The 18,584-nt window shown below is 69.4% G+C and carries 20 protein-coding genes; 19 read left to right on the top strand and 1 reads right to left on the bottom strand.

Translation table 11 applies throughout. The annotated features are described in order from the left end of the window. Positions 1–138 precede the first annotated feature (138 nt). From IFY26_RS11890 to IFY26_RS11805, 18 genes are all read left to right on the top strand, one after another. Positions 139–429: a hypothetical protein gene (locus IFY26_RS11890; RefSeq protein ID WP_232549221.1), complete on the top strand. Its 291-nt coding sequence runs from the start codon at positions 139–141 to the stop codon at positions 427–429. After that, the gene (locus IFY26_RS11885; protein ID WP_232549220.1) at positions 426–1,436 is read left to right on the top strand and encodes a hypothetical protein; all 1,011 of its coding nucleotides are present in this window, start codon (positions 426–428) and stop codon (positions 1,434–1,436) included. The genes IFY26_RS11890 and IFY26_RS11885 overlap by 4 nt, the downstream gene beginning before the upstream one ends. A 5-nt stretch (positions 1,437–1,441) precedes the next feature. Beyond that, entirely contained in the window at positions 1,442–1,870 is a 429-nt protein-coding gene (locus tag IFY26_RS11880; protein WP_232549219.1) for a hypothetical protein, read from the top strand. 185 nt (positions 1,871–2,055) lie between these two features. After that, positions 2,056–3,966: a hypothetical protein gene (locus IFY26_RS11875; protein ID WP_232549218.1), complete on the top strand. Its 1,911-nt coding sequence runs from the start codon at positions 2,056–2,058 to the stop codon at positions 3,964–3,966. A gap of 12 nt (positions 3,967–3,978) precedes the next feature. Then, positions 3,979–4,530 (top strand): hypothetical protein, encoded by a 552-nt coding sequence (locus IFY26_RS11870; RefSeq protein ID WP_232549217.1) that lies wholly within the window; start codon positions 3,979–3,981, stop codon positions 4,528–4,530. Continuing rightward, positions 4,524–5,429, top strand: a complete 906-nt coding sequence (locus IFY26_RS11865; RefSeq protein ID WP_232549216.1) for a hypothetical protein — start codon at positions 4,524–4,526, stop codon at positions 5,427–5,429. The genes IFY26_RS11870 and IFY26_RS11865 overlap by 7 nt, the downstream gene beginning before the upstream one ends. A gap of 163 nt (positions 5,430–5,592) precedes the next feature. Continuing rightward, on the top strand, positions 5,593–6,153 hold the full coding sequence (locus tag IFY26_RS11860; protein ID WP_232549215.1) for an SAF domain-containing protein: 561 nt from the start codon (positions 5,593–5,595) through the stop codon (positions 6,151–6,153). A gap of 7 nt (positions 6,154–6,160) precedes the next feature. Continuing rightward, positions 6,161–6,970 carry a hypothetical protein gene (locus IFY26_RS11855; RefSeq protein WP_232549214.1) on the top strand — a complete coding sequence of 270 codons (810 nt, stop codon included), beginning with the start codon at positions 6,161–6,163 and terminating at the stop codon, positions 6,968–6,970. After that, positions 6,967–8,502: a CpaF family protein gene (locus IFY26_RS11850; protein ID WP_232549213.1), complete on the top strand. Its 1,536-nt coding sequence runs from the start codon at positions 6,967–6,969 to the stop codon at positions 8,500–8,502. Before IFY26_RS11855 ends, IFY26_RS11850 begins: the two co-directional genes overlap by 4 nt. Continuing rightward, positions 8,499–9,404: a type II secretion system F family protein gene (locus IFY26_RS11845; protein ID WP_232549212.1), complete on the top strand. Its 906-nt coding sequence runs from the start codon at positions 8,499–8,501 to the stop codon at positions 9,402–9,404. Before IFY26_RS11850 ends, IFY26_RS11845 begins: the two co-directional genes overlap by 4 nt. After that, complete coding sequence (locus IFY26_RS11840) at positions 9,401–10,303, top strand: type II secretion system F family protein (protein WP_232549211.1); 903 nt, start codon at positions 9,401–9,403, stop codon at positions 10,301–10,303. Before IFY26_RS11845 ends, IFY26_RS11840 begins: the two co-directional genes overlap by 4 nt. A gap of 38 nt (positions 10,304–10,341) precedes the next feature. Next, positions 10,342–10,530 carry a hypothetical protein gene (locus tag IFY26_RS11835; protein ID WP_166230675.1) on the top strand — a complete coding sequence of 63 codons (189 nt, stop codon included), beginning with the start codon at positions 10,342–10,344 and terminating at the stop codon, positions 10,528–10,530. Between the two features lie 10 nt (positions 10,531–10,540). Continuing rightward, a complete protein-coding gene (locus IFY26_RS11830; protein WP_232549210.1) occupies positions 10,541–10,930 on the top strand; it encodes a TadE/TadG family type IV pilus assembly protein in 390 nt (129 codons plus the stop codon). Positions 10,931–10,938: 8 nt separating this feature from the next. Further along, positions 10,939–11,358 (top strand): TadE/TadG family type IV pilus assembly protein, encoded by a 420-nt coding sequence (locus IFY26_RS11825; protein WP_232549209.1) that lies wholly within the window; start codon positions 10,939–10,941, stop codon positions 11,356–11,358. Positions 11,359–11,363: 5 nt separating this feature from the next. Further along, positions 11,364–11,798, top strand: coding sequence for a TadE/TadG family type IV pilus assembly protein (locus IFY26_RS11820; RefSeq protein WP_232549208.1), 435 nt, complete (start codon positions 11,364–11,366; stop codon positions 11,796–11,798). Continuing rightward, positions 11,795–15,043 carry a LysM peptidoglycan-binding domain-containing protein gene (locus IFY26_RS11815; RefSeq protein WP_232549207.1) on the top strand — a complete coding sequence of 1,083 codons (3,249 nt, stop codon included), beginning with the start codon at positions 11,795–11,797 and terminating at the stop codon, positions 15,041–15,043. The genes IFY26_RS11820 and IFY26_RS11815 overlap by 4 nt, the downstream gene beginning before the upstream one ends. Before the next feature lie 382 nt (positions 15,044–15,425). Then, entirely contained in the window at positions 15,426–16,826 is a 1,401-nt protein-coding gene (locus tag IFY26_RS11810) for a hypothetical protein (protein WP_232549206.1), read from the top strand. Continuing rightward, a complete protein-coding gene (locus IFY26_RS11805; protein WP_269779462.1) occupies positions 16,786–17,247 on the top strand; it encodes a S66 peptidase family protein in 462 nt (153 codons plus the stop codon). The genes IFY26_RS11810 and IFY26_RS11805 overlap by 41 nt, the downstream gene beginning before the upstream one ends. Positions 17,248–17,334: 87 nt before the next feature. On the opposite strand, the gene IFY26_RS11800 is transcribed toward IFY26_RS11805, so the two are convergent. Then, positions 17,335–17,652 carry a hypothetical protein gene (locus IFY26_RS11800; RefSeq protein ID WP_232549204.1) on the bottom strand — a complete coding sequence of 106 codons (318 nt, stop codon included), beginning with the start codon at positions 17,650–17,652 and terminating at the stop codon, positions 17,335–17,337. 361 nt (positions 17,653–18,013) lie between these two features. Here IFY26_RS11800 and IFY26_RS11795 point away from each other — a divergent pair. Continuing rightward, positions 18,014–18,584: transposase (locus tag IFY26_RS11795; protein WP_463366323.1), on the top strand; the 571-nt coding region annotated here is incomplete at its 3' end.

Genomic DNA, 18,584 nt, shown 5'->3' with positions numbered 1-18,584 from the left:
CATGCCTCGGTGGGAACTCGTGGGGAACTTGGAGGTGCTTGTTCCGCGCCCTCCGAGAACTCGTGTCCTGCCCGGTGTCCGTCGACACCCCTGCTCGGCACTTCTGGTTAGCGAGAGCTACTGGAAGGGCGGGACGGCATGGATGAGTTGTTGGCACTGGGGTTGGCGCTGGGTCACGTGCGGAGCGCGGTGGTCGCGTTCGTGTCGGCGGACGACCCAACCGGGGAATCGCTGTTCCTGGCGGCGGAGTGTCTGGACCTGGAGGGCCTGTTCGGTGACTTCGGGGTCGTGCCACAGCAAGTCGATCCCGGCTTGGACGCGATCGCGTCGCTGGACGCCGCGTCCAATGTGTTGGTCGCAGCGCGGCAGGTGGTGCCGTTGGCCTTGTGGGCCGCGTTACAGGCGGTGCGGGCGAGGGCAGCACGATGACCACCACGGTCGGGATGCTGCTGGACGACGTCCACACCCGCGCCTGGGACCTGTGTGCGGAACTCGAGGACCGGCGTGCCGAGAATCGCTACGGCGAGCGCGGCCTGGAGGTTCTGGCGGTATGGCCCAGGTTGGCGACCGCAGCTCTCCGCGTCCTGGACGCGGTGCCACTGGAACCGGCATGGCTGGACGACATGGGGTCCGTCCGGTTGGTGTTGGGCCAAGTCGGGCGAGGGGTGCTCGAGGCCACGGCCGACAACGGTTCCGCAGCAGCGTCCCTGAAGCCCGATCCGGCGGTGTTCGAGCTGGCGCTCCGATTGGGGCTGATCGCGGACCTGCTGGTTGGCGAGAAACCGGCGCGCACCGATGTGGACCGGGCTGCTCTGGAGGGCTTACAGGCCAACGTCGTCTCGATCGTTCACGCCGTGGCCACGGTGTCCCTGCCACTCCTGCAGGACCGGGACCATCTGCAGGCGCCTCGATCGGTGCTGGCTGCTGTCAAGGCCCGCACGGAACGGTTCGCGATGATCCCCGCCGAACGACGGAGCGGCCGATACGAAGACGTGGGCGCGGTCACGTCGAAGTCGTTGGACGCTGCGATCTCGACCTGGGTGCACGCCACGGTAGACATCCTGAGCTCACGCCGGGGGGTGAGCCAGGCGGCCCTCCAGGTCGCCGCGGGTGACGCCTTGATCCTCACCGCGACGGCAGGAACGGTCTGCGCGGCGGCCCGCCGGCTGGGGCTTGTGGACGCAGACCGGGCAGCCGTGGCCACCTCGGCGCTGGGAGCGGCGCACGCCGCTTGGCGGCGGCCGGCAGCGTGGCCGGAAACGGTGCGACTGGAGGGAGTCCTGACCCGGAACATGTCCACGCGTCGCGTCAGCTGCGGCAGCTGGTCACCGACAACCTGCGCCAGGGGCGGGACTGGTTGCCGCCCGAGCGCATGGCTGACCGGTTCGACATGGGGCTACTGCTGGGCACGATGCGGCGCGGCGTTCATGGGGTAGGAAACGTGGCGTTGGCGCACTTCCAAGCTCTCGACACTCTGGTGCGTGGACGTGGCCGCTTGTGGATCGATGCGTCGGCGGTGACCCAGCCGGCCTACCGCGGCCCAGCGACGATCCGAGCAGCCCTGCGTCACGGGTGGGTCCTGATGCCACCGGGCGAACCCGCCGGGCGGGCACTGCATGCCGACGCGAAGCACGCCCTCGACATGACGACGATGGCCTTGGCTGCCTTTGACCGCACCGCAGCCTCTATCACCACCCGTCAATCCGACGGTGGGCTGCGGTGGGACCGCGCCCGGATCGTGGCAGTCGAGACGACGGACCAGCCCGTCCTGTTCGAGACCGTTCGTTCCTCGCCCTTGGCCGGCTTCCGGGCCGAACAGCGGAACCCGATCCAGCTCGGCGGCCGTCCCGCGCCGGGACCGCGACGGTGACCCCTGCCATCACCCCGCCGCGCAGCGACGCTCCGCGCGGGGAGGTCGACGCTTGGGTGTTGACTGGTCGGATCAGCCCGCGACGCGTGGTGCGCTCCGCAGGGGTGGATGGCGATGGTCAGCCGATCAACAGCTACCCGCTGGTCCATCCCATCGCAGGGGCACGACCCCGGACGCCGTGGGCCGTGCACCTCGCCGACGCGACCGGTCGCTATCGACTGTTGTGCGTCGATTTGGACGCCAAAGGTTCGTCCGAGGCCGCCGCCGCGGACGCCACTCAGTTCGGCGGCTTGGTGTCCGAGCTGGGGATAGAGCACCTGGTGTGCGCGTCCGGACCCACGGGCGGCCGGCACGTGTGGGTCGGACTGCGCGACGCAATGGACGCCGAGGCGGTCCGCGCCCTGGCGTACCTGCTGAAGGCCTGGCTGCCCTCCCTCGATGTCGCACCGCTGACCAACCCGACTTCGGGATGCGCGCGCCCCCCGGGTGCACCGCATCGCCTCGGGGGTAACTCGCAAGTGATCGCCGGATCGGTGGCGGTGCTCACCGAACCCACCGTCACCACAGGCCAGATCCACGCGCTGATGAGCCGGGTCGCCGACCACGTCCATGCAGTCGAGCCGGCGACCCAGCCGACGCGATCCCGTCCCGTTGCGGTGGTGGACGGAATGCCGTTCCTGCCCGGGACCAAGCGGGCCCTCTCAGCGTCCTGCCGAGGGCTGCTGGAGGCGACCCCGACCGGAGACCTGTCAACCGTGCTGTGGCGGGTGCTCTGCGGCGCAGCGGCGGCCCGCTGGCGGTTCAGGGACGTCTTGGCGCTCGCCGACGCGCCAGGGCTCGAGCACGCCCGCACCCTCCGCGCGGGGGCAACCCGGATGCCACGCCCGACACGCGGGCCAGCGTCCCCAACGGCGATGCTGCGCCGCCAGTGGACCCGCGCCGTCCAGGCAGTCGCCCAACTCGGCCCCGGCCAAGCCATTGAGGGCACCGATAAGAGCTTCGACACCCGCGCTGAGGTCGTCACAGAACTCGTCCGCACCGTGCAGCGTCGAGCGGACGCCACTGCCGGTCGGTGGGGCCGCTCCCGAGCGTGCCACGCGCAGCGGCGCGTCCTGGATGCGCTGTGCCTGTTCCACCTCCAAGGCGTCCGTCCCGATGAGGTCGAGGCCGACATCCGCCGCCTGGCAATGACCTGCGGCCTCGACCGCGAGACCGCCCGGCGATCCCTGCTCGCGCTGACGACCGACGGCTGGATCACCCGAACCCAGTCCGCCGCCGGGCGCCGCGGTGCTCGCTGGTCCATCGACCCGGGCGGCGCCGTCCACAGCCGCATCAGCGAGCTGCTGTCACAAGCGGACCCGCGCCCCGCTGGCACCGGCTCCGCCCTGCGCTCCGCGCTCCTCAACCAGCTCGCGGACCGGCTGAACGACAACGCACACGATGCCTTCGCCACCAACGGTGGCCTGGGCCCCGACGCCGGCACCCTCTACGGACGCTTGAGGGAACCGATGGACGCCGCGGAGTGCTCCTACCTTCTGGGGTGGTCGATCGACAAGACGACCATCATGCTTGATCGGTTGAATTCGGTCGGCCTGGTTGAGTGGCGCGAGCGATGCTGGCGGCGCGTTGACACCGCGCAGATTGACCAAGTCGCGATCGCCCTGGGAACCAACGGAGTAGGGCAGCGACGAGCCGACCTCTACGCCGTCGAGCGGACCCTGTGGGCTTGGTGGTGCACCGAAGTCGAGCAGCTGCGCACGGTGCGGTCTCAGCGTGGCTCCCAACGCGTCCGACAAGCGCGTTCATGGCCTCCCCACCCCCGACGTCACAACGGACGAGCTGACTTTGCGGCCGCTCGACGGACGCTTCGCCGCCGACCAGAAACGCTAGTGGGACTGGTGTCACTCCGTGGGACGCCCGAAGCCGCACCGATTTCGCGGCCTACATTCGGGGCACTGTCCCCCAGGACGACGCTCAACAGAACAGGACCAGGGCTCCCTGGCCGAGTCACCCCCGGCTCGAGTGAACGAAGTCGTTCAAAGAATGTTGCCCCGGGGTGTCCGCCAACGGCCCTCCTCCTTACTTCTGGTAGGTGAAGGAGAAACCCCATGGTGAACCAGAACACCCTCGGACGGGCCCTGCTCGCGCTCACGCTAGCGCCCGTGATGGCTGCCTGCACGGCTGCGCCAGCATCGAGCCCTTCCGCATCCGTCGCTCCGACGCCGACGCAGACCGCTCCGACGCTGTCGCCGGCTGAGCAGGACCTCGCCAACGCCAAGCAGGCCGTGACGAACCTCTGGTCAGTCGTTGATCGCTTGACCAATGACCCCCAAGCATCACTGCAGGACCTCGACACCGTGGCGTCCGGTGAGGCGTTGGAGTTCTTCCGCAAGAACCTCACCGGTTACCGACTCGAGCAGCTCACCGGGTCGGGCAGTTCGGTTGTTGAACTCCAGTCAGCCCAGCCGTCCGGGAACAACAGCCAGGGCGTTCCCACGTGGACCGTCACCGCTTGCGTCGACACGAGTGACACCAAGCTGGTGGACCCCTCCGGCAAGAACGTCACAGCACCGCCGTACCGCTTCCAGCACCGCTCGGTCGTGGTGGAAAGGTCAGGGGCCCTGCGGGTCGACCAAGACGAAGTGCTGGGCACATGCTGACCCGCGCGTTCGCGGCGATCGGGTTGGCTGTCGCATCGGTGCTTCTGGGAGCCGTCCCGGCGATCGCGGCCGGGCCGCCGGTGGACTGCGGCTCCGACGCTCAGTGGGACGGCCGCCAGTGCAAGATCACCGCCACCAACCCCGGTCGGTCTGGCAAGACACCGCTCAGCGGCGGTGGCGGAAGCGGGGAGTCGGCACCCCGAACCTGCGCCTACGGTTCGATCCCCATGCCTTGCCAAGATGCCGAATTCGGCTGGTGGTCGGATTCCAAGAGCTGCTACGTCCAGCTCACCAACCCCCAGCCACCGGCCACCGCGCCTGCCTGGGAAGGCCACACCGACGGCGCCATTTACGACTGCTCGCTCCCACGTTCAGGGGGTTTTGGCGGGCAGTACAGGTTCTGGTCCGCCACCGCCCCCGCGGGTCCTGATCCCGTCGTGTTGGCGCAACAGGCGATCGCGAGCATGAACTTGAGGCCGATCTCGATCGGGATCGTGCCGGAGGACCGACCGGGCTCGGTGGGTCTGGTCGGGATGCCGGTCTGGTTGTGGGCATCCAGCCCGGACGCGCAGTCGTGGGGCCCGATCACCCGCAGCGCGTCGGCGTCCGGAGTGACCGTGACCGCAACGGCCAAGGTCCAGCGGGTCCGCTGGCAGATGGGCGACGGCGCCGTGGTGGTCTGCGCCGGGCCGGGCACTGCCTATGAAGACCGGTTCGGCAAGACCGACTCACCCACCTGCGGCTACACGTACAGCAAGCCGGGCACCTACACCGTCCAGGCCGAGACGCAGTGGTCGGTGGCATGGTCGGGCATGGGCCAATCCGGGACGATCCCCGTCACGTTGAACCAAGCGACCACGATCACGGTCGGAGAATTGCAGGTCCTCACGACGGGCTGACCGAGCCCTCCCCCCTTCCGTGCACGCACCCCCCACGAGAGCGAGCCACCCCATGTCAGTGACCACCCGCCCGTCCACCACCAAGCCGGCCGCCGCGCCGGCTCAGGAACCGCCGGCGCTGGCCACGCCACCGAAGTTGCGCCGACGACCCGTCGCCCTGCTGGTGTCGGTCGCCACCATCGTCCTCGGCTCGCTGGGCGGATTGTGGTTGTGGACCGCCGCCGGCCACACCACCGAAGTCCTCGCGGTTCGCACGCTGGTACATCGCGGTGAGGTGATCGACCGCGACGACCTGATGACGGTGCGGGTCAGCCTTGACCCGGCAGTCCAGACAGTGGCAGCCACCCAAGCGGACGCCGTCGCCGGCCAACGAGCCGCGCTCGACCTCGCACCCGGCGGCCTGCTCACCCCCAGCGACTTCGCCACCTCGGTGCTGCCGGCACGAGGAACCTCGGTGGTGGGCGTCGGCCTTGCGCCGGGCATGTTGCCAGCTGAGCCGATCGCGCCGGGCGACGCGGTGCGCGTCGTGCAGACCCCTGGCGCCCAGGGTGAGGTCGCCGATGCACCGGTGACAGTCTCGGCGACCGTGGTGGGCGTGCATCCTTCGGAGACGGGCGACCAGACGATCGTCGATGTGGTGGTCCCTGCGGAGGCCGCGGCGGATCTGGCGGCGCGGGCGGCCACCGGCAAGGTGGCTCTGGTGCTTGATTCCAGGGAGCGGTGAGTCGGCCATGGCGATCATCGCGTTGACGGCATGCTCCGGCTCCCCGGGGGTGTCGACCACGACCGTGGGCCTCGCGCTGTGCTGGCCGCGTCCGGTGGTGCTGGTGGAGGCCGACCCGACGGGCGGGTCGGGGATCTTGGCCGGCTACTTCCAAGGCCAGGTCGCCCACGACGGCGGCCTGATCGAATTGGCGATGGCCCAACGTGAGGACCTGGTTGCCGCCGAGCTGCCGCACCAGCTCCTCGATCTGCCTGGCTCGCAGGCTCGGCTGCTGCCCGGCAGCCGCTCCCACGCCCAGGCAGGCAGCATGACCACCTTGTGGCCGGTGCTGTTGGATGCGTTACGGGATCTGGAGGCAACCGGACAGGACGTGTTGGTCGACGCGGGCCGCCTCGGCTTGGTCGGCTCTCCGGCCCCACTGTTGTACGGCGCGGACCTGACGTTGCTGTTGACGCGCAGCACCTTGCCCGCGGTGATCGCGGCCACGTCGTGGGCCGAGACCCTCCGCGACCAGACCGAGGCCACCGCCACCCGCGTGGGCGTGGTGGTGATTGGTGAGGGCCACCCGTACTCGGCCCGCGAGGTGTCCGACGCGCTGGGTCTGCCCTTGGTGGGCACCCTGCCGTGGGACCGCCGCTCGGCCGCGGTCTTGTCCAGGGCCCGCGGCTCCTTCTCCAGGCGCGCTCCATTGCGCTCGGGGTTGTCGGCCTTGGGAGAGGCGATCCGCGTCCACGCCTCAGCAGGAGTGGGTCGTCCGGTGTCCCCGCTGGCGTGGTTGGCCCGTTCCGTTCCGCAGACTTTGGGAGGTTCCCGATGACGCTGCCCCTTGACGAGAGGCGACCCGACCCGCGGTCGTTGCCGTTGTTCGCGTCCCGCGCCCGGCGCGCTGACGCCGGTGAGGAGCACGTGGGGCGGCCGGCTCGGCCGCGATCGGCTTCCGGGCTGCATGCCGTGCCCGCCGGCGAGCCTTCGGGCACGCCCACCCCGCGCCGCGCCACGGGATCTGAGGTGGATTGGGAGTTGGTGGCCGCGTTCCGGTCACAGGCCTCGGAGTTGTTGACCAAGCAGCTCGGCGGCGATCGGCTGCACCTGGACAAGGCCGCTCAGGAGGCTTTGGGCCGCTCGATCATCGTGGAGCTGCTGGAGGCTGCGGCAGCGGACGCCGTGACCGCCGGCCGGCCATCGTGGACGCCTGTCCAGCAGGACGAGTTGGCGCAGGCGATCTTCAACGCCTTGTTCCGCATGGGTCGCCTGCAGCCCTTGATCGAGGATGACAGGATCGAGAACATCTCCATCGTCGGGTTCGACGGGGTGTGGCTTGACCTGGCCGACGGCAGCCGGGTCCCGGGACCGCCGGTCGCTGACTCGGACCAGGAGTTGACGGACTTCCTGACCTTCCTGGCGTCCCGGTCGGAAATTTCGGCTCGCCCCTTCGGCGAGGCCCAGCCAAAACTGCACCTCCAGCTGGATGACGGGTCGAGGCTGGCGGCCACCGCCTGGGTGAGCCAACGGCCGCTCGTGTTGATCCGCCGGCACCGGCTCACCGAGGTCAGCCTGCAGGACCTGGTTGATCGTCAGGCATTGTCGCCGTTGGCCGCGTCGTTCCTGACCGCAGCGGTCCGGGCCAGGTTGTCGGTCGTGGTGGCAGGGGCGCAGGGGTTCGGGAAGACGACGATGGCCCGCGCCTTGTGTGGCGCATTCGACCCCAAGGAGTCGATCGCCACGCTGGAGTCGGAGTTCGAGCTGGGTCTGCACGAGATGCCGGACCGGCACAAGATTGTGTACGCGTGGCAGTCGCGGCCCGGCTCGGGGGAACGCGGCCCGGACGGTCGACAGTCGGGGGAGTTCACGCTGAATGAGGCCCTGCACGACTCGTTTCGGTTTACGGCGGGGCGCACGATCGTGGGGGAGGTCCGTGGCCCGGAGGCCTGGCTGATGGTCAAGGCGATGGAGTCCGGGTCGGGGTCGATCTCGACGACCCACAGCGTGAACGCGCGCGGTGCAATGCGAAAGCTCGTCACCTGCGCGATGGAGTTTGGGCCGCAGGTCACCCACGAGCTGGCCACCCGCAAGCTCGCCGAAACCATCAACCTGATCGTGCAGCTGGACATGGAGGTCGAGGAGTTGCCGGACGGCACCGAACGGCGCCACCGGTGGGTGTCCGAGATCGTCGCCATCAGCCCCGGCGAGAAGGACCTCGGCTACGCCACCACCACGGTGTTCGACGCCCATGAGGGCCGGGTCGCGGTCGCGCACACGCTCCCGGACGAGTTGCGGCGGCTGGAGCGTCACGGGTTCGACCTGGCTGGCTTCCTCACCGAGGCACGCTCGAGCGGTGTGATCGCATGACCGCCCTCCTCGCTGCGCTCTCCGGCGCCTTGGTGACCGCTGGCGTCCTGGGTGTCATCGCGTCACTCCGCCCCCGCCCGGTGGCCCCGCCCACCAACCCGCGCCGAACCGCTGCCCTGCGGCGGCGCGTCCGGAAGATCCCGACCCGCACCCGCGTGTTGGCGCTGGTCGGCTTCGGCGCCGGCGCGTTGGTCACGGTGCTGTCGGGCTGGCTGGTCGCGGTGGTGGCGATCCCGCTGGCCGTGGTCGGTCTGCCCAGCCTGTTGCGGTCCCCGGCTGAGACGGCCCAGATCGAACGCCTCGAGGCGATGGCGGAGTGGACGAGGAACCTCGCCGGCGTCCTCACCGTCGGGGTCGGGTTGGAGCAGGCACTGGTCGCCACCTTGCGCTCCACCCCCGAACCGATCAAGCCGGAGGTGTCCAGGCTGGTAGCCCGGCTGCGTGCCCGCTGGTCGACCGAGGACGCCCTGCTGAAGTTCGCTGACGAGCTGGACGACGCGACCGGGGACCTGGTGGCCGCCTACCTGATCCTGGGTGCCCGGCGACGCGGCGCCGGCCTGGCCAGCGTGCTGCAGGGGTTGGCCGAGTCGGTGGCCGACGACGTCACCGCCCGCCGCAAGGTCGAAGCTGACCGGGCCAAGCCCCGCGCCACCGCCCGCAACGTCACCTTGATCACTCTGGGGGTGCTCGGGTTCCTCGCCTTCAACGGCCAGTTCATGGCCCCCTATGGCACCCCGCTGGGCCAAGCCCTGCTGGCGGTGTTGCTGGGCGCGTACGCCGGCACATTGGTCTGGCTACGGCGGATGTCGGTGGGTGAGCCCCTCCCGCGGTTCCTCGGCGAAAGCCAAGGCTTCGCCGCTGAAGTCGATCTGGTGGCGGACCGTGCGGGGAGGGCGTCATGACTGGCGCCCAACTCGCCCTTGCCTCCGGCGCACTGATCACCCTCGGGCTGGTACTCGCGGTGTGGCGGCTCGTGCCCGCTGCGCCGGACCTGGGCGACGTCGTCGAGCGGCTGTCGCCCACCTACGGACGCCGCCGGCGCGGCGCCGTTGACGTGCCGGTCACCGGCGGCAAGGAGCGTGTCGGCCTCTGGGCGATGCGGAACCTGCCGGGCGGTGTGTGGGGCAGGGTGCCCAACCGGGAACTAGCGCTGCTGCGCATCAGCCTGCCGCGCTACTACGGTGAGAAGATCACCTTCGCGCTGCTCGGCTTGGTGTTCCCCAGCGTGCTGGTGTTGGTGGTGGGACTATTCGGCTTCCAGGTACCGGTGGTCGTGCCCGTGGCCGCGAGCCTCGCCCTGGCTGGGGCGTTGTGGTTCCTACCGAACCTGAACGTCCGTGACGATGCCAAACGGGGCCGGCTGGAGTTCCACCGCGCGCTGGGCGCGTACGTCGACCTGGTCGCCCTCGAACGCAACTCCGGCTCGGGGCCGAGGCAGGCGATGGAAGCGGCCGCCGGCATCGGCCACAGCTGGGTCTTCCACCGCGTCGGCGAAGAACTCGCCCGATCCCGCTGGTCCGGCCAAGCACCCTGGGACGCGCTCACCAAGCTGGCTGACGAGGTCGGCGTCCCAGAACTGGCCGACCTGGCCGACATCATGCGCCTGTCCGGGGAGGAGGGCGCCCAGGTGTACGCCACCCTCAGGGCTCGCTCCACGGCGCTCCGCACCGCCCTGCTCACCAACGCCCAGGGCAAGGCGTACGAGTTGTCCGAACGGATGGTGGTGCCCGGCAGCTTGCTCGGAGTCGTCTTCATCGCCCTGCTCGTCACCCCGCCCCTGCTCCGCCTGTTGACCTCCTGACCTCCCGCAACAACCCAACCCAACCGAGAGGAAACCCCATGTTGACCACCCGCCTGATGACCACGTTCCTGCTGATCAAGGCTTGGCTCGACCCGAAGCTCCGCGACGAGCGCGGCAGTGTCAGCACCGAACAGGCCGTGATCACCGCGGCAGTCGTGCTGCTGGCTATCGCGATCGGCGCCGCGATCACCGCGTACGCCCAGGGCAAGATCGCCGCCCTCGGCTGAACGCAGCATCGTGAAGGGTCCCCGGTTCTTCCGCGCCGACGAGCGCGGTTCCGCGTCGGTCGAGTTGGTCGTCCTGATGCCGCTGCTGCTGCTGATCCTCTTCAGCGGCGTCCAAGGAGCGGTGTACTACCACGCCAGCACGCTCGCGTTGGCGGCGGCCCAAGAGGGCGCCCGCGCAGCCGCGCGCGAGAACGCCACCCTCGCTGCGGGAACCTCCGCAGCGACCGCGTTCGTGACCGACACCGCTGGGGACTCCCTGAGCTCCGTCGCGATCACCGGATCACGCACGGCCGTCACCGTCACCATCACCGTCCGTGGGTCCAGCCTGAGCCTCGTACCTGGCTGGACCCCCACGGTGGAACGTTCCGCCAGTCTTCCCGTCGAACGGATCACCCGATAATGCCCAGAATGAAGCGGGACGAGCGGGGGTCAGCCGCGGTCGAAGCCGTCTTCGGCGTCCCCGCGCTGCTGCTGCTGGTCGGCCTGCTCGTCCTCGGTGGCCGCACCGCGATCGCCCAACAAGCCGTTCAGGCCGCCGCCGCGGACGCCGCTCGATCGGCCTCCATCGCCCGGACCCCGGCCGCAGCACGCAGCACTGCGAGCCATGCTGCCCACAGCAGCTTGGCCAACCAGGACCTCGACTGCGCGACCACTTCGGTGAGTGTCGACACCGCGGCGTTCGGCACCCCGGTGGGGACGCCGGGACAGGTGTCCACGACCGTGACCTGCGCGCTGCGACTGGACGACATCGGGCTGCCGGGACTCGGCGGCACCAAGACCATCACTGCCACCATGTCCAGCCCCTTGGACACCTACCGGGGAAGGTGACCACCATGACCGTTCACATCCGACGTCGCCATGACGAGCGCGGCTCGGTGAGCGTCTGGCTCGCGCTGGCCGCATTGACGATCGTGTTGTGCGTCGGGATCGCCGTCGATCTCGGTGGTCACGTCCATGCCCAGCAGCGGGCCCGCAGTCTTGCCGCCCAAGCTGCCCGCACCGCCGGGGAGGAAGTGGCGGCCGCCCAAGCCGTCCGCGGCCAGACCCCGACCGTCGACGTCGCGGCCGCCAAGCAAGCTGCATCGGCCTACCTCGCTCAAGCCGGGGTCACGGGCAGCGTGGGTGTCCGGTCCGGGAACGTCCCGGAGGTCACCGTGACCGACAGCTACACCCCGATGTTCCTCACCTCGATCGGCGTCCGCTCCCTCACCGTCACCGGCCACTCCACGGCCCGACTGGTCCGCGCTGTGCAAGGCACCGAACGATGATCCGGCAACGACTCACCGGACTGGCCGCCACCGTGGGCATGGCCGTCCTGCTTGTCGGCCTGCCCGCCCTCCTGCTCCAAGTTGGCCTCGGCAACCTGCCGACCATCACCGACTGGAGCGACGTGGTTGCCCTGCTCCTGCGACGCGATGACGGCACTCTCGCGCTGGTGGTGATCAAGGCCCTCGGCTGGGTCACGTGGGCGATGCTGGGAGCACTGATCCTCTTGGAGATCGTGACCCGGATCCGCGGCGTCCAACCCCGCGATCTACCCGGCCTCCACCTGCCGCAGGTCGCCGCCCGCCAGCTCGTCGCGGCCGCGGCGGCCCTGTTCGTTGCGCCAGGCCCCACGCTCGCGTATGCCGATCCCCTCCCGGCGCCCGCGTCCATCGCCACCGTGACCGCGCCTCCCGCGCCGCAGGTGACCGCCTCACACACGGCGCCTCACACCGTCGAGGACACGGCGCCTCCGGTTCAGACCAGGCAGCACACCGTCAAGCGCGGCGAGTCGCTGTGGTCGATCGCAGCCGCCGAACTCGGCAACGGACGCCGCTACACCGAGATCGCCGCCCTCAACACCCGCCTCCTCGACGGCAAAGGAGACGACTTCCTTCGTGCCGGCTGGGTCCTGGCCCTCCCCGTCGGCGGCACCGACTCCACCACCAACCAAGCTCCCACCGAGACCTACACGGTTCGCGAGGGCGACACCCTCAGCGAGATCGCCCACGACCACCTCGGCGACGCCCAAGCGTTCCCCAAGATCGTCGAGGCGTCCCGGACCATCACGCAACCCGGCGGCCGCCACCTCACCAACCCTGACGTCATCGACGTCGGCTGGACCTTGGCGATCCCTCAGCCGAGACCCGACACTGGCCAGAATCTGGCACCAGTTGCATCACCCACCCAACCGACGCGCGACGCGGTGACTCCGGAGCCGGTCGTGGAAGAGCCAGTCACGCACGAGCTCCCCGCGCCAGCTGAACCGGCGGTGATGCCTGCAGCATCGCCCGTCCCGTCCGCCCCCGAACCGGCGCCGGTGCAGACGACCCGAGCCGTCGAGGCGGCCGACACCTCCACCGTGACCGTGGACGAGGCGGCACCCATTCCCGGCTGGCTGGTGCCCGGGCTGGTCGGTGCGGGCAGCCTCCTGGCCGGATCTCTCTGGGTGGCGTTGGGCCACCGCCGTGCCGCACAACTGCGCGCCCGGCGTCCCGGCCGGATGATCGCCACCCCGCCCCCCGCACTCGACCCGATCGACAAGACGCTGCGTACCGAAGGTGCCTCGGCCGCGCTCGACGTCGCCTTCCTCGACGAAGCACTCCGGCGCCTGGCGTCCCGTCGCGGTCGAGCCGGCGAGCCCATGCCTCACCTCGCCGCCGTGGAACAGGCCGACGACGTGATCCGGCTGCATCTCGCCGACCCGGCCGACCTACGCGAACCCTGGCGGCACGCCCCGGACCGGCTGCGCTGGGAACTCCCTATCCAGAGCGACCTCGTCGAGGTGGGTCCGCTCGACGGTGCACTACCCGCGCCCTACCCGCAGCTGGTCACCCTCGGCCTGGACGAGGGCGGCCACCGCTGGCTGTACAACCTCGAAGAGGCCGGCGTCCTTCGTGTCATCGGCGACCCCGATCGGGCACGCGACTTCGTCCGCCACGCCGCAGCTGAGCTCGCGGTCCACCCCTGGACCCGAGACGTCCACGTCGAATGCGTGGGCATCGCTGCCGAAGCCGTCGCCTTCAACCGACGACGCGTCCGCCACCACGACACGGCCGACATCACCGCTCACGTCATTGCCGACACCGTCGCCATGATCGACCGCACTCGCGAAGCCGGTCTGGACATCCACACCGGCCGCGCCACTCTGCTGGACGACCCCCTGTGGGACAGCCGGCTCCTCCTCCTGGACACAGACCGCACCGACCTCACCGAACAACTGGCCCGTCTCCTCAACGACCAACCCCGCCAAACAGGCACCGCGCTCATGATGATCGACGTCGACGGAGGTCACGAAGACATCGACGCTGAGGTGCTTCGGGTCACAGGTGACGGCCGCCTTCAGCTGCCCGGGGTCGGGCTCACGCTGACCGCCGCCGGGCTCACCGCACGGGATACGGCCGGGTGCGCCGCGATCTTCGCCCAAGCCGACGAGCCCGACGTCGAGTACCCCCAGCACCCCGAACCTGCCGAGGGATGGAGGGCCCACACCAACCAAGTAGGCCAACTGTTGCCGGAGCACATCGTCGCGCGTGACCAGGTCCCTGACGAGCCTGTCACCAACGTGCTGCCCGAGATCGATGAGGTCTACGTCGACGCCGCGGCCGTCACTCCTGACGACCTGACCGCCCTCGCCCCCCACATCCCCGAGAGCGTCCGCGAGCTGGTTGAACAAGACGACCCGACCCTCGACGACGACGTCAGCACGTGGTTCGATCCGAGCTGCGACCTGCCCAAGCTGATGCTGCTGGGTCCCCTCACCGTCCGGGTCGCCCCCACCGGGACGCCAACCGCAGCCGTGGACCGCAAACCCTACTTCAGCGAACTGCTCGCGTTCCTGGCCACCCGCCCGCACGGCGCTACCACTGAGGAAGTCGCCGACGCCATGGGCATCCCCTCCGGACGCGTCCGCAAGGACGTCCTCGCCCTCCGCACCTGGCTGGGCGTCAACCCGCGCACCGGCCGTCCGCACGTGCCCGACAGCCGCCAAACCACAGCAGCGAGCGTCCGAGGACGAGCTGCTTATCAAGTCGAAGACCTTCTGGTCGACGCGGACCTGTTCCGTCGCCTCCGCGCGCGGGGTGAGGCGCGAGGTTCTGCCGGCCTGGACGACCTTCGTCGGGCCCTGAGTCTCGTCAGCGGCACGCCATTCGGACAACTCCGCCGGAACGGTGGCACCTGGCTCAGCGAAGGGCAGCGGCTCGACCAGGTCCTCCTGTGCTCGATCGTCGACGTTACCCACCTCGTCACGACTGCCAGCCTCGCCCTGGGCGACCACGCCGCGGCCCAAAAAGCTGCCCAGCTCGCCGTCCGTGTCGCGCCAGCGGAGGAGACCGCCCAGCTGGATCTCGCCGCCGCGCTTGCGTCCCAAGGACACCATCGCGCCGCCGAACAACTGCTCCGCGAGAACGTCTTCGACCGCAGCGACGACGAAGATGAGGCCCCTACCGAGATCCCCGCCCGCACCGAACAGATCATCGACAACAACCCCAAGTGGCTCGCCCGTCGAAGCACCAGAGCGTCAGCCTGATGAGCGGGCTGCCATGGATGGGCCCTCCTACCCCTGCATCGGGACGCCGTTAGCGTCATCGCACGCACCGGCAACGCCCAAATCAGGATCACTGGATGGGCGGCGTGCGAGGTGGCCCAGATGGGGGGACGAGCAGCAGCCAGGAAGCCAGGCGCCCCTCGCGGCCGCGCTCGAATCCCGACATTCGACGCCCCCGAGCGGGATCGCCTGCCGCGTGTAGCCTCGTGGGGTCAGCGGCGCGCCCTGTGTGTTCTCCTGGGGGTGGGTAGGACCCGGGGCGCCGTCGCTGGCCACCCACGCTGACCGTCCACCATCTCGGAGAGGTGAGGATGACGTCTCCCCCGCACGGCGTTTCCGTTCGCCACGGCGAACGACGATGGCCATGCGCACGGTGATCGGCGCGGACGGCGTCCGACACCCGGTCAGCGCGGAGGTGGAGGAGTTCCTCGCCGGTCTGGATGACCTGTCGGTGCGCGAGCTTGTGCTGGTGTTGGCGTCCTACAGTCCCGAGGCCATGCGCGCGCTGCAGCTGCTGGCCACCCCCGACAACACCCACGTCGAAACCGAGCTCGTCAGGATGGTCGACGCCGCCATCTCGGGCGTCGACCTCGATTATGGCGATCCCTTCTCCTATGACGAGGACGATGATGACGGCATCGCAGCCGTGGACGAGGTCCTCGACGAGTTGGAACGCCACCTCGACCAGGGCGCACACCCCATTGTCGGACAGGTGCTGGAGCACCTCCTCACCCGGATCGGCGACCTGGGTCAGTCAAGCGACAACGCTGACGCACTCGTGGGTGTCGCCGAGCGCGCCTGCGAACTGTATGCCCGCGCAGTGGAGGGACACCCCGACCCCACCGCGCTGGCCCGCTGGATACTCGGGTTCCGGATGGAGTACGGCTGGCCGTCCTTGACTCTGGCTACCGTCGCCCACGCCCTGGACGACCCGGCCTGGGTGGCCTACCGCGACAGGGTCGCCGCACTCGCTGGTAACGCGCCGGCTGGTGACCCGTACCGCGATGAGGTGGCGGCCATGCTGCTGGAACTGGCCGACCACGATGGGGACACCGACGCCGCTGTCACCCTGCTGTCGTGTGGACCCACCCCCTATTACGGGGAGATCGTGGGCCGGCTCCAGGCCGCCGGACAGACGGCGTTGGCCCTGCACTGGCTCGACCGTGCCGTCGCAGCCCACGCCGTCGGCCACCCATGGCAGGCCTTGCACACCACGGTTTCCGCGCCGGTCGCGACCCGCGCCTACCTGGACGCGGGGCGTCCCGACGCAGCCCTCGCGGTGGCCCGAGACCAGTTCGCCGTCGACCTCAGCGAGACCGCCTACCGCCTGTTGTGCGCGGTCGCCGACGAGTCAGGCGACCTGGCCGAACAACGCACTTGGGCCATCGAGGAGGCCACCAGCCGCGCGGGCGCCGGCGGCCACCACCTGATCTGGCTCCACCTGAGCGACGGGAACCTCACCGACGCCTGGGCAGCAGCGGACGCCCACGGTGCCGGTCAGGCCTGGCGCGAACTCGTGGACGCCTCCGAGGACGACTACCCCCTCCGCGCCGCACGGTTGTGCCTGGCCCAAGCAGAGGCGCAACTCACCACTCCGAACTCGAAGCAGTACCCGTCAATCGTCGCTCTGCTGGTGCGGGCGCGCTCCCTGTACGACAAGGCCGGGCACAACGAGGAAGCAGTCAGCCACCTCATCAGGCTGCGCGAGGCCTACCGGCGCCGACCTGCCCTCATGGCAGAACTCAACCGCGCCCACCTGCCCTGATGCCCCCCCGGCCCCACACCCACCAGGCCGTATTCCCGGGCAGATCATCGGCGGGAACCTGTGCACGCTGAACCTGCTGCAGGGAACCCCGTGGATGCCGTCGGTGCGGGACGTCGTCTTGTTCCTGGAAGATGACGAGTTGAGCGATCCCGTGGAGTTCCGGCGAGACCTGAACTCGCTCATGCAACTCCCCGACGCGCACACCGTCCGCGGGCTCGTGCTCGGCCGGTTCCAGAACGCCAGCGGTATGGCACGCGAGGACCTTGAAGCCATCGTCGCCACCATCCCGTCGCTGGCCGGCAAGCCCATTGTGGCCAACGTCGACTTCGGCCATACCACCCCCTTGATCACCTTCCCCATCGGTGGCCGCGTTGAACTCCACGTCGCCAATGCGACACGCATCACCTTCCCCCAGCACTAGCGTCAACACCGGCACCTCGCGGCAGATGAGGGCGTTCATACGCTGGCCATCCCACGCCTTGAATCCAGCAGCATCCCACAGCCCGTGTCAGGTATTCATGGGCCGCTCGAATGCCGCGACTCCGTCCGCACAAACCTGCATCAACCCCGCGGCCACTACACCAATCGTCTCGGAGAAGGTGTTCAACGCCGGTTCAAAGCCAAGGTGTGTAGCACCGACCAGATGGATCAATGTGTCCAACGTTGGTCGAGCGACCGTTTCTGCGAACAGCTCTGTCGGACCCAAGAGCCAGCCTGAGTTCCTCAACAGGACGGAGGTTTGTATGCCAGCCGCGTCACCATGCACGAGGCCATGAGAGCTGGCCACCAACAGGCGCCGATGGCTGAGCATGGCCAGCTTCTCCAACTGGCCCATGGTGGGGGGCACTCGTCGACCCTTAGCCCCAGTAGGCATCAGAGGGACGGCCCATCCGTACTGACTTCCGAAGGGGTACTTCGAGTCAACCACTGCATTGGTGCGTTCGAGTTCGTCAGCCTTGGCGATGCGATCTCGAAGCTCTTCCTCAGGGACGGGTCCCACCCCGTGGTTGTCTAGGTACTCACTTAGCCGGCGCGTCTGAACCACGTAGCCGTGGTCCAAGAATCGGGCTCATCACAGTTGAGGGTGTAGAGGCGGGGTGATCTGGGGCGGCGCGTCGGTCCGCGGTTGAGGGTCGAGGTCTCCCGAAGATGGAAGTTCTCACGCTGCCCATCTGGAAGACCTCGACGTGCCACACGCTACCTTCGTTCGTCCTGACCTGACCACGTTCACCCGCCTTGACGAGCTCGGCCTGGAGGTTGTCGGCCAGCGCCTCGAACCTGCTCGGGCGGTGTTGGCGTGCCGGGTCGTCGATGATGACCGGTGGTGCCGTCGGTGTGGCTGCGAGGGCATCCCGCGTGGCACCGTGGTCCGTCGCCTGGCCCACGAGCCGTTCGGCTGGCGCCCCACCCTCCTGCTGATCACCGTGCGCCGCTACCGGTGTGCCGAATGCGGCCACGTGTGGCGCCAGGACACCAGCAAGGCCGCCGAACCGCGGGCCAAGCTGTCCCGGCGAGCGTTGCGGTGGGCGCTGGAAAGCATCGTGGTCGCCCACCTGACCGTCGCCCGGATCGCCGAAGGCCTCGCGGTGTCCTGGAACACCGCCAACGACGCCGTCCTCGCCGAGGGCCAGCGCGCCCTGATCGATGACCCCAAGCGATTCGACGGCGTCCAGGTGATCGGCGTCGACGAGCACGTCTGGCGGCACACCCGCAAGGGCGACAAGTACGTCACCGTGGTCATCGACCTCACTCCGGTCA

Source organism: Propioniciclava soli, from assembly GCF_014858005.1.
Taxonomy (GTDB): Bacteria; Actinomycetota; Actinomycetes; order Propionibacteriales; family Propionibacteriaceae; genus Propioniciclava; species Propioniciclava soli.
Note: the sequence above shows the minus strand (reverse complement) of the source record. Positions and strands in the feature narration are given on the sequence as shown.

Excerpts from the sequence above, each read along its gene's own strand:
- IFY26_RS11890 (WP_232549221.1), top strand. The coding sequence starts at position 139 with ATGGATGAGTTGTTGGCACTGGGGTTGGCGCTGGGTCACGTGCGGAGC.
- IFY26_RS11885 (WP_232549220.1), top strand. The coding sequence starts at position 426 with ATGACCACCACGGTCGGGATGCTGCTGGACGACGTCCACACCCGCGCC.
- IFY26_RS11870 (WP_232549217.1), top strand. The coding sequence starts at position 3,979 with ATGGTGAACCAGAACACCCTCGGACGGGCCCTGCTCGCGCTCACGCTA.
- IFY26_RS11865 (WP_232549216.1), top strand. The coding sequence starts at position 4,524 with ATGCTGACCCGCGCGTTCGCGGCGATCGGGTTGGCTGTCGCATCGGTG.
- IFY26_RS11855 (WP_232549214.1), top strand. The coding sequence starts at position 6,161 with ATGGCGATCATCGCGTTGACGGCATGCTCCGGCTCCCCGGGGGTGTCG.
- IFY26_RS11850 (WP_232549213.1), top strand. The coding sequence starts at position 6,967 with ATGACGCTGCCCCTTGACGAGAGGCGACCCGACCCGCGGTCGTTGCCG.
- IFY26_RS11845 (WP_232549212.1), top strand. The coding sequence starts at position 8,499 with ATGACCGCCCTCCTCGCTGCGCTCTCCGGCGCCTTGGTGACCGCTGGC.
- IFY26_RS11840 (WP_232549211.1), top strand. The coding sequence starts at position 9,401 with ATGACTGGCGCCCAACTCGCCCTTGCCTCCGGCGCACTGATCACCCTC.
- IFY26_RS11835 (WP_166230675.1), top strand. The coding sequence starts at position 10,342 with ATGTTGACCACCCGCCTGATGACCACGTTCCTGCTGATCAAGGCTTGG.
- IFY26_RS11825 (WP_232549209.1), top strand. The coding sequence starts at position 10,939 with ATGAAGCGGGACGAGCGGGGGTCAGCCGCGGTCGAAGCCGTCTTCGGC.
- IFY26_RS11820 (WP_232549208.1), top strand. The coding sequence starts at position 11,364 with ATGACCGTTCACATCCGACGTCGCCATGACGAGCGCGGCTCGGTGAGC.
- IFY26_RS11815 (WP_232549207.1), top strand. The coding sequence starts at position 11,795 with ATGATCCGGCAACGACTCACCGGACTGGCCGCCACCGTGGGCATGGCC.
- IFY26_RS11810 (WP_232549206.1), top strand. The coding sequence starts at position 15,426 with ATGCGCACGGTGATCGGCGCGGACGGCGTCCGACACCCGGTCAGCGCG.